General features: G+C 57.5%; 12 protein-coding genes. 7 read left to right on the top strand and 5 right to left on the bottom strand.

The window, feature by feature from the left end:
* Positions 1-423: 423 nt before the first annotated feature.
* Both A6U87_RS12715 and A6U87_RS12710 read right to left on the bottom strand, forming a co-directional pair.
* Positions 424-2,013, bottom strand: coding sequence for a bifunctional diguanylate cyclase/phosphodiesterase (locus A6U87_RS12715; RefSeq protein ID WP_065691638.1), 1,590 nt, complete (start codon positions 2,011-2,013; stop codon positions 424-426).
* Between the two features lie 455 nt (positions 2,014-2,468).
* Entirely contained in the window at positions 2,469-2,795 is a 327-nt protein-coding gene (locus A6U87_RS12710; RefSeq protein WP_141683946.1) for a hypothetical protein, read from the bottom strand.
* 395 nt (positions 2,796-3,190) lie between these two features.
* Between A6U87_RS12710 and A6U87_RS12705 the strand changes: the two genes are divergently transcribed.
* The 3 genes from A6U87_RS12705 to A6U87_RS12695 all read left to right on the top strand — a co-directional run bounded on the left by A6U87_RS12705 (position 3,191) and on the right by A6U87_RS12695 (position 6,014).
* Positions 3,191-4,204 (top strand): ABC transporter substrate-binding protein, encoded by a 1,014-nt coding sequence (locus tag A6U87_RS12705; RefSeq protein WP_065691636.1) that lies wholly within the window; start codon positions 3,191-3,193, stop codon positions 4,202-4,204.
* A gap of 97 nt (positions 4,205-4,301) precedes the next feature.
* A complete protein-coding gene (locus A6U87_RS12700) occupies positions 4,302-5,120 on the top strand; it encodes an ABC transporter ATP-binding protein (RefSeq protein WP_065691635.1) in 819 nt (272 codons plus the stop codon).
* Between the two features lie 12 nt (positions 5,121-5,132).
* Complete coding sequence (locus tag A6U87_RS12695) at positions 5,133-6,014, top strand: ABC transporter permease (protein WP_065691634.1); 882 nt, start codon at positions 5,133-5,135, stop codon at positions 6,012-6,014.
* An 81-nt stretch (positions 6,015-6,095) separates the two neighbouring features.
* Here the strand turns inward: A6U87_RS12695 and A6U87_RS12690 are convergent, their stop codons facing one another.
* Together A6U87_RS12690 and A6U87_RS12685 are read right to left on the bottom strand one after the other, a co-directional pair.
* Positions 6,096-7,508: a sensor histidine kinase gene (locus A6U87_RS12690; protein ID WP_065691633.1), complete on the bottom strand. Its 1,413-nt coding sequence runs from the start codon at positions 7,506-7,508 to the stop codon at positions 6,096-6,098.
* Positions 7,498-8,166 carry a response regulator gene (locus A6U87_RS12685; protein WP_065691632.1) on the bottom strand — a complete coding sequence of 223 codons (669 nt, stop codon included), beginning with the start codon at positions 8,164-8,166 and terminating at the stop codon, positions 7,498-7,500. Before A6U87_RS12685 ends, A6U87_RS12690 begins: the two co-directional genes overlap by 11 nt.
* Positions 8,167-8,417: 251 nt before the next feature.
* Between A6U87_RS12685 and A6U87_RS12680 the strand changes: the two genes are divergently transcribed.
* Positions 8,418-8,669, top strand: a complete 252-nt coding sequence (locus tag A6U87_RS12680; RefSeq protein ID WP_065691631.1) for a hypothetical protein — start codon at positions 8,418-8,420, stop codon at positions 8,667-8,669.
* Positions 8,670-8,734: 65 nt separating this feature from the next.
* Here A6U87_RS12680 and A6U87_RS12675 read toward each other — a convergent pair whose 3' ends face one another.
* Positions 8,735-9,625, bottom strand: a complete 891-nt coding sequence (locus A6U87_RS12675) for a LysR family transcriptional regulator (protein ID WP_065691630.1) — start codon at positions 9,623-9,625, stop codon at positions 8,735-8,737.
* On the opposite strand from A6U87_RS12675, the gene A6U87_RS30650 reads away from it, so the two are divergent.
* From A6U87_RS30650 to A6U87_RS12665, 3 genes are all read left to right on the top strand, one after another.
* A complete protein-coding gene (locus A6U87_RS30650; protein WP_342587892.1) occupies positions 9,546-10,007 on the top strand; it encodes a helix-turn-helix transcriptional regulator in 462 nt (153 codons plus the stop codon). The genes A6U87_RS12675 and A6U87_RS30650 overlap by 80 nt on opposite strands.
* Positions 10,008-10,648: 641 nt before the next feature.
* On the top strand, positions 10,649-11,071 hold the full coding sequence (locus A6U87_RS12670) for a TadE/TadG family type IV pilus assembly protein (protein ID WP_065691629.1): 423 nt from the start codon (positions 10,649-10,651) through the stop codon (positions 11,069-11,071).
* 8 nt (positions 11,072-11,079) lie between these two features.
* Positions 11,080-11,770, top strand: a 691-nt coding sequence (locus A6U87_RS12665; protein ID WP_244499480.1) for a pilus assembly protein TadG-related protein, incomplete at its 3' end; no start/stop codon positions are given.

Here is an 11,770-nt window from a genome sequence, read left to right as displayed (position 1 = left end):
GAGGCAGACGCGCCTTTACCGCTCCAGCAAACATCTTGGTCACTTCGTTACGAGTTCGGTCGAATGCCTATACGTGGGTCGACGGGGTTCGGATCAAAATTCGCCCCGCTTGCCGACCTGATACACCTGCAATAACGGTCTTGCCCGCGTCAGAGTTCGCTCGGCGCTCGTTTGAACTGCCGTTCTCCGGACAGGGCACCGCCCCTCGCGCGAACACAAGCGCATCGCCGGTGCTCTCGGAACAAGCGGCTTGTTCGGCGAGATTGCGGCGCCCTAGCTGCGACAAACGCAGGTACCACGTAGTTGAAGCCAAAGTTTCCTGATTGGCCGTTCAAGCGCTCAGGGATATCCAACAAGCCGAAACGCGATGACGCGGACGACGGTACGCCGTGGAAACGCCGCATCTCGCAGCAATCCGACCGTCTAGTCAGACGATTGCAGTACCGACCTTTGAACGCGAGACTGCTGAATAACCGCCTGGACTTGATCGATGGGCACTGGCCTCCCAAGTAGATATCCCTGACCAATATCGCAGCCGAGTTCCTGGAGACGTTGAAGCTGGGTCTGCTTTTCGATCCCTTCGGCCGTGATCTTCACACTTAAGCCCGTTCCCAGCGAGATGATCGCCCTGACGAGCTTCTCCTGCTTTTCACTGCTCTCGAACGTTGCCACGAAGCTTTTGTCGATCTTGATCTTGTCGAACTGATAGTTGGACAACTGCGAAAGACTGGAAAATCCCGTGCCGAAGTCGTCCAAGGCGATCCTTATCCCCGCCTCTGTCAGACCGTCGAGCACCTCTCGCGCCGTTTCCGTATCCTGTATCAACGCGCTTTCCGTCACTTCCAGCTCGACGCGATGGGTGGGAAGGCCGACCTCCCCCATGATGTTCAAAAGACGGAGGCCGAGCAGCCGGTCACTGAGTTGCACAGGCGAAATGTTGAAAGAAAGTGCGATGTTCGACGGCCACGACAAGGCGTCGTGACATGCCGTCCGGAACAGGTGATCGGTGATTGCGACGATGAGGCCCGCGTCTTCGGCAACGGGTATGAATTTGCTGGGAGGAACATACGTCCCGGCTTCCGTTTCCCATCTGGCGAGTGCCTCGAAACCGACGATTTCCCTTGTGTTCAAGTCCACGAGCGGCTGGTAGTGAGGACGGATCAATCCATCATTGAGCGCATTCTTCAAGGCGGATTCCATTTTGACGCGCGCCACCAAATCCTGCTGCATTGACGAAGCAAAGATCCTTGCGTTGTTCCGGCCCGCTTTCTTGGCCGCGTACATTGCGCAATCCGCATATTGGAGAACGGCGTTCAAATCGTCACTGTCTTCGGGGTAACGCGCGATGCCAACGCTAGCGCCCATATCAAGTGTCGCCCCGTTGGTAGCGATGGGTTTGCTGATACTTTCGATGATGTGCTGCCCCACAGCAACCAGATCCTGAGCTCCGTGCCTCGTGGTTACAACGGCAAACTCGTCCCCTCCCAGGCGATAGACCTCACCTCCTGGGAAGATGTTCGACAACCTGTCGGCAACCGTTCGCAATGCCTGATCGCCGTAGCCGTGTCCAAAAAGATCATTGATCTTCTTGAAGCCATCAAGGTCGATGCTGAACACCGTATGCCGCGTATTCACACCACCAGACGTCGGACGTGCCGAAATTGCGTCAAGCAATCGCCGATTTGGAAGTTCGGTCAGGGGGTCGTGGCAGGCAATCCAGTCGACGTTCTTCTCCGCCGCAATTCGCCGCTCGATCTCCGTCGCCATGTCCTTAATCCTGATCAAGGAGTAGATAAGACCAAGCACGCCAGCAATGCTGAACGCCGTGAAGACCTCGTCCAGGTTATATTCCTCATAAGATATGAAGAAGCGATCGAGCGCTTCATGGCTGTTGAAATACAGGGCCAGTCCAAAGAGAAGAACGAAAAGCCCAGACCAGAGGAGGAGTTCAAATTGGGCACGGTTATGCTTGATCAAAGGAAGTGCGTCTCCACAGGACAGGACGGGCTTCATGCCTGGGTGACGGGCTCCATCGCCCTCCAGTGAGCAGAGTAACAATTTCTTGTTATCAGGCCATTAAGGCAGATGTTACTAAGCGATTGTTTAAATTGGATTTTTTCACGCTATCGTTGTGATCGAGACGAAGCCCTGCACAGCGGTTGCAGCTGCTTTCGGCAGCAGTCCTCCCTGGGCAGATTGCCCTTGGCTTGACGCCTGCCAGTTGATCCAGGCGCAGCCAAGCTTTGATCCCTGCTGAGCCAGCCGGTCAGACCAGATAGAAGCATTTTACGAAAATCCGAGTTCGGCGCGGCTGGAAAAGCGGTTACCGGCCAATTCCGCTTTCGATATCTGATCCAGCCGTTTGGCCAAATCGGTGCCCGTGTGGACATTGGCACAATTCGTAGACGCGTCGCCTCGACACGTCGCCGAGGCGACTCGACAAGCCAAGGCGAACCGGTGCGAGGGCATCAAGAAGCCTGGCTGATTTCGGTTGCCAAGTTATGGCCCTTCTTCTGGCAATGAATTTTTATCTTTTCGCCAATCTTCATCTTGTGAAGATAATTGGATGTCGCGAAGAGGTAGGCATGCACAGGATCGAGGTGTGTATCGATCGAATCGCGCCTACCGAGTAGGCGGCGAACGCTGCAGGCGCGCTGAGCGGAAGAGCTGTCGAGATGGCTATATAGAATACGTGTTTCGCGACGTTTTCTCCATTGCGAGAGCGGCATGATTGCCGAGCAACACGCACAGGTTCCTTCCAATTGTCCTCGAGAACATTGAGCTACATCAAACATCAGCGATCTCGTTCATCGCCACCTCTCAATCGCCCAGTCCAACGTCGTTCAGGTCCGAGCGGTCCGTGATGAAAGCGTGGCAAGCTCTACCACGATTGAGCACTCACCTTCGGTCGCTTGCAATTGGGACCTGCTGACGGGCCGAATGACACTTCATGCATGCCGCGCGTTAGCCCCCGGAACATCCCTGTTAATCTTGTCGGATCACCAGATCCTCAAGAAACGCCCGATATCAACAATCGTGTCCTACGGTCCCACAAACGCCTCCAACCGGGCGCTCGATCTCTGAAAGCGAACTGAAAGCTTGGCCGGCATAAGAAGGAGGCGGCATCGTGGAGGAGACGCGATCACCGTAAATCGGAAACGATGCGGATATTCAATTTGGAGGAAACCTGATGCGTTCTTCGCGCAGCCTATTTTACACCGTCGCTTTTTCCACATTTGTTGCCGCGGCGTCGCTTGCCTCGCATGCAGCGCAAGCCGCCGACAAGATCACCATCATGGTCGGTGGATACGAGAAGCAGATCTATCTCCCGGCAAAGCTCGCTGAATCGCTTGGCTACTTCAAGGATGAAGGCCTCGACGTCGAGTTGTTGAACGAGGCCGCAGGGGTTGATGCCGAAAACCAGCTTCTCGCCGGAGCCGTACAAGGGGTCGTCGGCTTTTACGATCACTGCGTCGACCTGCAGGCCAAGGGCAAGTTTGTCGAATCCATCGTTCAGTTCAGCCAAGCTCCGGGCGAAGTGGAAATGGTCTCGTCCAAGCACCCGGAGATCAAATCGCCTGCCGATTTCAAGGGCAAGACCCTCGGCGTCACCGGCCTTGGCTCGTCGACCAACTTTCTCACGCTCTTCATGGCATCCAAGGCCGGGTTGCAGCCTGGCGACGTCGTGACCGTCCCGGTTGGTGCCGGCGGCACCTTCATCGCCGCCATGCAGCAGGATCAGATCCAGGCGGGCATGACGACCGAGCCGACGATCTCGCGGCTGATCAAAACAGGAGAAGCGAGCGTTCTCGTCGACATGCGTACCGTCGATGCGACCCGCAAGGCGCTTGGCGGCACCTATCCTGCCGCTTCCCTCTACATGGAAACCTCCTGGGTAGACGCCCACAAGGACGAAGCCCAGAAACTTGCCAACGCCTTCGTGAAGACGCTCAAGTTCATCAACACGCATTCGGCGGCCGAAATCGCCGACAAGATGCCGAAGGACTTCTACGTTGGCGACAAGGACGGCTACATCAAGGCGCTCGATGAGGGCAAGGGCATGTTTACGCCTGGTGGCGTGATGCCGGAAGATGGCCCGAAGACGGTTCTCGCCGTGCTGTCCGAGTTCTCCAAGAACGTCAAGGGCAAGCAGATCGACCTTACGAAAACCTATACGACGGAGTTCGTCAAGAACGCCAAGTAAGGCCATCGTGCCGCTTCCGATTGGACGTGGAGGCGGCACGGATCGATCCATGGGCACTGCGTGCACGCGCCCGAAAAGCACGCCTTCAGGTATTCAAATGGTACAGGATAACAACGCAATCCCGGCGATCGAACTGATCAACGTCAGCCGCCGCTTTGTCTCGCCGACAGGCAAGTCGCTGACTGCGTTACGTGATTTCAACATGACGGTTGGGCGCGGCGAATTCGTGGCCGTCGTCGGACCGACGGGATGTGGCAAGTCGACGACGCTTAATCTGGTGACGGGTCTGGCACGGCCGAGCGCCGGGGAAGTCCGACTGATGGGAGGACCGATCACCGGGATCGACCCACGCGTCGGTTTCGCGTTCCAGACCGACGCTCTCTTCCCCTGGAAGAGCGTGATCGACAACGTCATGGCAGGTCCGCTTTTTCGCGGCAAGAGCAGGGCCGAGGCAGAGAGAAGCGCGCGAGACTGGCTCGCACGTGTAGGCCTGTCGAAGTTTCAGCATCACTACCCACACCAGCTTTCGGGCGGAATGCGAAAGCGAGTTTCACTGGCTCAGACGTTCATCAACGAGCCGGAAATCCTCCTCATGGACGAGCCCTTTTCGGCGCTCGACGTCCAGACCCGTACCGTCATGCATGAGGAACTTCTGAAGTTGTGGGCCGAACGAAAGGCCTCCGTGGTCTTTGTCACGCATGATCTCGAAGAGGCAGTCGCACTTGCCGACAAGGTCTATGTGCTCACGGCGGGGCCGGCGACGGTCAAGTCGGTCTATACGATCGATCTGCCCCGTCCTCGCGTCGTGTCCGAAATCCGCTACGAGCAGCATTTCATCGATTACTGCAAGACGATCTGGGAAGATCTTCGCGAGGAGGTGGAGACAAGCTACCGCCGCGCGAGCGAAGCAGCCTGAGGAGGAGACATCATGGCGAACACAACCCTTTCGGCCGGTTCGGCCACCATGTTCCGTCCGGGTACTTCGGATGCGGAGATCGAGACATCCGCAATGAGGGCGATCCGCCGGCGCAGCCTGATGGTGCGCTTCTGGCAGATTGCGATCCTGGTCGTCGGTATCGGCACGTGGGAGCTCGCCTCCAACATGAACTGGATCGATCCGTTCTTTTATTCAAGCCCGAGCGGGGTCGTCCTGCGTCTTTATGAGTGGGCGACAGAAGGAACCACGGAAGGCTCCCTCTGGTACAATCTTTGGGTGACGATGGAAGAAGCGCTCATCGGCTTTTTCGCCGGCTCCATCGCGGGTGTCTTCGTTGGGATCGGCCTCGGCCGCAACCGCTTCCTCTCCGACATCTTCTCGGTCTACATCAAGGCGATCAACTCCATTCCGCGCGTTGTGCTCGCGCCGATCTTCATCATGATCATGGGGCTTGGGCTGCCATCCAAGGTGGCGCTCGCGTTCATCATGGTATTTTTCGTCGTCTTCGCGAATGCCTTTCAGGGGGTACGCGAGGCTGACCGCAATCTGATCGCCAACGCCCGCATCCTCGGTGCTTCCGACTGGCAGGTCACGCGAACGGTTGTGATCCCTTCGGCCATGAGCTGGATTTTCGCCAGCCTGCACGTTTCGTTCGGCTTTGCCATTATCGGCGCGATTGTCGGTGAATTCGTCGGCGCCCGCTTTGGGATCGGCCAGTTGATATCCATCGCCAAGGGCACGTTCGATGCCGCTGGCATGTTTGCGGCCATTCTTCTCGTCATGGTCGTGACCCTGGTCGCAGAATTTATCATGACCCTCATTGAGAACCGCCTGGCCAAATGGCGTCCCCAGCAGCACATGGACAGCCAGTAACTCGGTCCACGTCCTCCCAAGACTGACCAATGATAAAAGGCTGGGCTTACTGCCCGGCCTTTTATCATTTTGACCGGAGTGTCAGCCGCCAGCTCCAGCCAGCGGCAGACGCACGGTAACAAGCAGGCCCCCTCCCGGAGCGTCAGAAAGAGAGACCGAGCCGCCGGAGCCGTCGACAACTTCGCGAACGATCGACAGTCCCAGACCACTTCCCTCGCTCTCCGTTCCGATAACCCGATAGAACCGTTCGAATACGTGCTGCCGCTCGGCCAGCGGAATGCCCGGCCCATTATCTTCGACCGTGAGAACAGCCATGCCCTCGTTCTTGTGAACGGCAACCGTCACCTGCCCGTTGGCCAGGCAATAGCGAATCGCGTTGTCGACGAGATTGACCAGCATCTCCCGCAACATCGTTCCGTCGCCCGCGACCAGGACAGGCCCATCCGTTTCCAGTCCAACATCGATATGACGCCGCAGCGCTTCCTCTGCCTGGGCAGCCAGAATGTCGCTGGCGGCAGTGGCAAGATCGATCAGGTCGTGACGCGGCCTGCGGCTCCCGGGCTCGGCGCGCGACAGGGTCAGAAGCTGGCTGGCCAGGCGTGACGTCTGGCGCGTGCTCGAACGAAGGGCTTGCAGCGCCTCGTCACGTCGTGCGGTGTCGGGTTCACGCGCAGCAAAACTCGCCTGCATCTGGATCAGGGCCAGGGGGGTTCGCAACTGATGGGCGGCGTTGGAGACGAAGCGCCGTTGCGCGGCCATCTGGTTCTGTACGCGTTCCATATGATCGTTGAGCGCATGAACGAGCGGCCGCAACTCCGTCTGGACCATCTGTGGCGGCAAGGGATCCAGGCGATCGCGTCCGCGCTCCCGTACCGCGTCACGCAACCGAAGCGCTGGCGCAAGACCGCGCTGCAGACCGATAATGGTGACGAGACCTGCGAAAAAAACCAGTATGAACTGCTTGGAAAAATCGGAGAGCCAGAGCTGACGCCGTAACGCGTGCTGGCTCCCGTGGGTTACGGCAACGGTTACGGAAATCGCACCGTCATCTGGCAGGCCGACGACGGGATGATCGAGCGTGATGGCTCGCACGCCGTCGGCACGGAAAATCAGGTCTTCTCCGGTCCGCTGCCTTGCCGGCAAGGGTAGATCAGGAAATCCGCTGATGAGAGTGCCCCATGCGGTTCTCACCTGGTAGAAAACCCTGTCACCAAAGCCGGTGTCGAACATTTCCAGCGCAGCCGGGGGAACATCAACCTGGGCGTTGCCGCCGTCGTCAACACTAACGGCTTCTGCGATAACGCGGGCCGAGGACAGGAGCGTCCTGTCGGTGACGAGCTTCGAGGTCGCATCCGCGGTCTTGAAGCTGTCGTAGAGATTGAAGCAGATTGCTCCAACCAGTGTCAGCACGACCCAGCCGAGCAGCTGCACCCTCAGGCTCTGGCTGAGACGAACGGCGCCAGTTCGTACTTTTTCCAACAGACTATTGGGCATGTCGAAGCAGATAGCCGAGCCCGCGCAAGGTTGCGATTTGCGCAGTACTGCCCTCCAGTTTCTTGCGAAGACGATGGACATAGATCTCGATGGAACTCGGATCGGCATCGTCGTCAAACCCGAAGACACTGTCGGAGAGCGCAGCCTTCGAGACTGTTGTCCCTGCCTTCATGACGAGATGCTGCAGGACCGCATATTCCCTTGGCGTCAATTGCAGGGCGTTGCCGGCAACGAAGAACTGTTTCGTACCCCCGGAAAAACGCAGATCACCAACGACGATCTCGGACGATGCCCTGTCCTGTCCACGCCGCACTACCGCTCGCAACCTGGCTTCGAGTTCGGTGATTTCGAAGGGCTTGGCAAGGTAATCGTCGGCGCCGCTGTCCAGGCCGGTCACCCTGCCGTCAAGGCTCGCGTTTGCTGTCAGGATGATCACCGGAACCTTGTTGCCTGACTGCCGCAGACGCTTCAGCAGGGTCAGGCCATCGAGCTTTGGGAGGGAGAGGTCGAGAACCACGGCAGCATATTCGGCTACCTTGAGCAGGTGATCGGCGTCCTCGCCGTCATGGGCGATATCGACCACATATTGCGCTTGCCGCAGGGCTCTTCCAAGCCATGCCGCGAGATCCTTGTTGTCCTCCACCACGAGCAGTCTCATCCATATTTCTTAGCATGCTCGAAGCGCTCCTAGGAAGCGTCGCAAAGATATCATTGATGCTCGGTCGACCGTTCGTCGCACAACGACCGCCACGCGACCGGAACACAATCGGAAGGAGTCAGAGCCTGCCGGTCACAGCAATCCGATAGAATTTACCGCGAGAGGCCATCGACGGTGGACGTGGTACCAGGCAAAAGATCAAAAAATCAGATATTGCCTCACTTATTTAACGTGCCATGCGAGCTTGAGATATGCCAGCCCCTATTGAACCCATCGCCGATCTCGGCCTGATCAACTCGGCTCTCAAGATCCTCTGCCGCGAAGCTGGCATCGAACGGGATCGGCGCGAGGTCTTGCAGGTGGCGACCTTGCTGATGTCGCTCTGGAAGCAAGGCGTTCGCGACCAGGAAACCATGGTTGAGCTCGCCAGAAGGGCCCTTGCCGAAGTGGCGCCACCGGCCAGTCCTGGGATGCGCGAAGATGCCAGCCCCGACCCCTGCTGAAATCAGCCGGCCGCTCTCCGATCCGGTCACGAGTCCTCGTCTCATAACTGCGATTGCGACGCCAGTCAGCGCGCCGCGCGTACCATGGACTTTGCAATCTCGACGATGTCGTCGCGTGATGCGGTCGGATCTTCCCTGTTCCAGGCAATGCCAAGCCCGATCCTGAATTCGATCCCCCTCACCTTCTTCAACACGAAGATGCGGTTGGGAATGTCCTTCGTCCATTCCGGCGCAAAGCCGATACCGAGACCGGCGGAGACGAGTGACACGAGCGAATAGGTGTCATCGCAGCTATAGGCGATGTTTTTCGTCAGATCGTATTCCTCAAACTTCTCATTGAAATAGCGCTCCGTGAAGGAAAGGTTCTGACGATTGAAGGCAATGATCTTCTGGTCGCGCAGATCCTCGATCGAGATCTCGTCGCGAAGAGCCAGTGGACTGCTCTCTGCCACGGCCAGTAGGTACTTCTCATGGGCAACCGAGAAAAAGCGCAGCGAGCCGATGTTTTCGACGGGGCGGATGAAGCCAAGATTGATCTGCCCTGTCTCCAGACCACGGATGATGTCGCTGGTATTGCCCGAGGCGATATGGATGCGGACATCTGGAAACTTGTGGGCGATCTTGCCCAGGAACACCGGCAGCATGCCCATGGTGGCGGGATAGACCGTTCCGATCTTGATCTGGCGAATCCGACTGCCGCCTGCGGCCCGTGTCAGTTCTGCGGTCAGGTCTATCTCGCTCAAAATCCGGACCGCCCGATCATAGAAGGTGGCCCCTGCCCTCGTCAGCTCGACCCGGCGGGTCGAGCGGATGAACAGCGGGCAGCCCAGTTCCTTTTCCAGCGCCATGACATGATTGCTCAAAGCCGGCTGGGCAATGCACATCTTCGCCGCCGCACGACCGAAGTGCAGTTCCTCGGCAACGGCTTTGAATAGTGATAGCTGGCGAAGTTCCACGTACCCTCCACCTGAAAATGACCGGACTACAGTCTGCGATTCACGGCAAGATTGCTTTCATAGTTTTATATTACGTGGTTTCATAGAATGTCAAATGTTGTGTTCGTCCCCTATGGATGCACGGCAAAGAGTTTCTTTGAACCTCAGACGCTTGCGGGTTGCCAAGGGCATCTCGCAAGACGATCTCGCGCTGGCCGCCGAGATCGAGCGATCGTATGCTGGTCATCTTGAGCGTGGCGGGAAGAACCCCACCGTTTTGACACTCCAAAAGATTTCAGCGGCGTTATCCTGTGACATTTCGGAGCTTTTCGCTCCAATTCCTGACGATACTGAGCCGGTTGAACCCCTGCGAAGCGGGCGCCGACCACCCTTGCGACGATGACCACCCCGAGTTTCGGGCGGCTTTGTATTTCCAGATACCGACCGCGTCATGTTTGACCATCCGTTCAAATGGGACAAGCCGCCGAGGCATCAGGAAAAGCCGATAACGACCTTCGGCCAGAACTCAAATCAAGAGGCTCTGTAGAATGCCATGCGCCGAGGTTGATGGCATTGTAAATGAAAGAGACCGTGCTGAACGCCCACACCCAGCGATGGCAAGGCCACGTGCAGCTGAATCCAAACAGAACGTTTGACGAAGCCCAGACGACCCCCGGTGGCGTTAGCGGTCCAGTGTTCAGGAAGACATTGGTCTCGATGCTGGAGCGGGCCCGACCGATTTCATTCGATGCCTGCGGTCGTGAGTTAGGGTCCCATTTTTTTGGAAAATGCCCTGTGAAAGCAGAGATCCGAGCCAACAAGTTTTCTTGTCCTCTTGGACAGTGGCGAACGCGTAAGTGCTGCCAAGCTACGCGACAACAATCGGCGCGGTTGAGCGGCAAGGCGGCCCACGTCGGCAGATTAGATCGCAATGACTTATTGTGATGCACGTATCCCGTTTATTATGTAATGCAAACTTAATATGTTCGCATGTACGCTTTGGTTGTTCTCACCCAGCTCAAGCTAGCTCAAGGGGTAGTGCAGATGAAGCGCATGAGGCATCTTCTTTTCAACACCCGTGGCGCGGCCGCAATCGAGTTTGCAATTGTCGCACCACTCTTTCTCCTCGTTGTCCTGACGCTGATCGCCTACGGGATCTATCTGAGCGCGGCGCATGCCTTGCAGCAGTTGACGGCCGACGCGGCACGCACTGCTGTCGCGGGCCTCTCCGAACAGGAACGGACCCAGCTGGTCAACAACTACATCACTATTTCCACACTGAACGACCCGCTGATCGATCGAGCAAAGCTGCATGTGTCGGTCGCGACGGACGCGCAAAACAGCAATCAGTTCACGGTCACCACGGAATATGATGCCAGCGCATTACCCATCTGGAATCTCTATAGTTTTCCACTCCCAGATACCAAGATCCGTCGTTTCGCGACTATCCGTATGGGTGGCATATGAGCCGAAAAATGAGCATGACCCTGTCGCGCCTTGCAAGTTCAAAGGATGGCAATATCGCCGTCGCCGCCGCAGTTTGCGCACCGCTGATCCTCTATTGTCTGGCGCTTGGGGTGGACTACGGCATGATGACGCTGCAGCAGCGTCGGCTACAACAACTGAGTGACATCGGCGCGATCGTCGCTGCGTCCGATATCAACAACGCCGCAGCCAACCTTGTTGCGAACTTCCAGAAGAACGGCCTGAATGTTGCCGTGAAGACCGGCGCCGGTTACACGACGCCAAGCGGTAGCCAGCTCCTGAGCAACCAGCAGCTCAGCCAGTTCGATGCTGTGGTTCAGTACACGCCGGGCGTTTATGCCGCCGATCCATCCATTCCGTCCGGTCAAAGGTTCATCGCCGGAAGTCAACCCTATGATGCCGTGAAAGTTGCAGTGCAGCAGAAGGCCGAGCTGACCTTTGCCGCAACTTTTGCGACGCCTCCGACTTTGAGCGCGGTCGGCACCGCATCGGCTGCCAAGATTGCCGCGTTTTCCGTTGGCTCACGTCTGGCGAGCATCAACGGCGGCGTCCTCAATGCCCTCCTGGGTAGCCTGCTTGGAACCACGGTATCACTGAAGGCGGCCGACTACGACGCATTGCTATCGACGGACGTTGACCTGCTCTCCTTTCTTGACCTGCTTGCCACCAACCTGAACCTCA

The sequence above is a fragment of the Rhizobium sp. AC44/96 genome (genome assembly GCF_001692185.1).
GTDB lineage: Bacteria > Pseudomonadota > Alphaproteobacteria > Rhizobiales > Rhizobiaceae > Rhizobium.
Note: the sequence above shows the minus strand (reverse complement) of the source record. Positions and strands in the feature narration are given on the sequence as shown.

Excerpts from the sequence above, each read along its gene's own strand:
- A6U87_RS12680 (WP_065691631.1), top strand. The coding sequence starts at position 8,418 with ATGCCAGCCCCTATTGAACCCATCGCCGATCTCGGCCTGATCAACTCG.
- A6U87_RS12705 (WP_065691636.1), top strand. The coding sequence starts at position 3,191 with ATGCGTTCTTCGCGCAGCCTATTTTACACCGTCGCTTTTTCCACATTT.
- A6U87_RS12715 (WP_065691638.1), bottom strand. The coding sequence starts at position 2,013 with ATGAAGCCCGTCCTGTCCTGTGGAGACGCACTTCCTTTGATCAAGCAT.
- A6U87_RS12690 (WP_065691633.1), bottom strand. The coding sequence starts at position 7,508 with ATGCCCAATAGTCTGTTGGAAAAAGTACGAACTGGCGCCGTTCGTCTC.
- A6U87_RS30650 (WP_342587892.1), top strand. The coding sequence starts at position 9,546 with ATGCACATCTTCGCCGCCGCACGACCGAAGTGCAGTTCCTCGGCAACG.
- A6U87_RS12670 (WP_065691629.1), top strand. The coding sequence starts at position 10,649 with ATGAAGCGCATGAGGCATCTTCTTTTCAACACCCGTGGCGCGGCCGCA.
- A6U87_RS12685 (WP_065691632.1), bottom strand. The coding sequence starts at position 8,166 with ATGAGACTGCTCGTGGTGGAGGACAACAAGGATCTCGCGGCATGGCTT.
- A6U87_RS12700 (WP_065691635.1), top strand. The coding sequence starts at position 4,302 with ATGGTACAGGATAACAACGCAATCCCGGCGATCGAACTGATCAACGTC.
- A6U87_RS12710 (WP_141683946.1), bottom strand. The coding sequence starts at position 2,795 with ATGTTTGATGTAGCTCAATGTTCTCGAGGACAATTGGAAGGAACCTGT.
- A6U87_RS12695 (WP_065691634.1), top strand. The coding sequence starts at position 5,133 with ATGGCGAACACAACCCTTTCGGCCGGTTCGGCCACCATGTTCCGTCCG.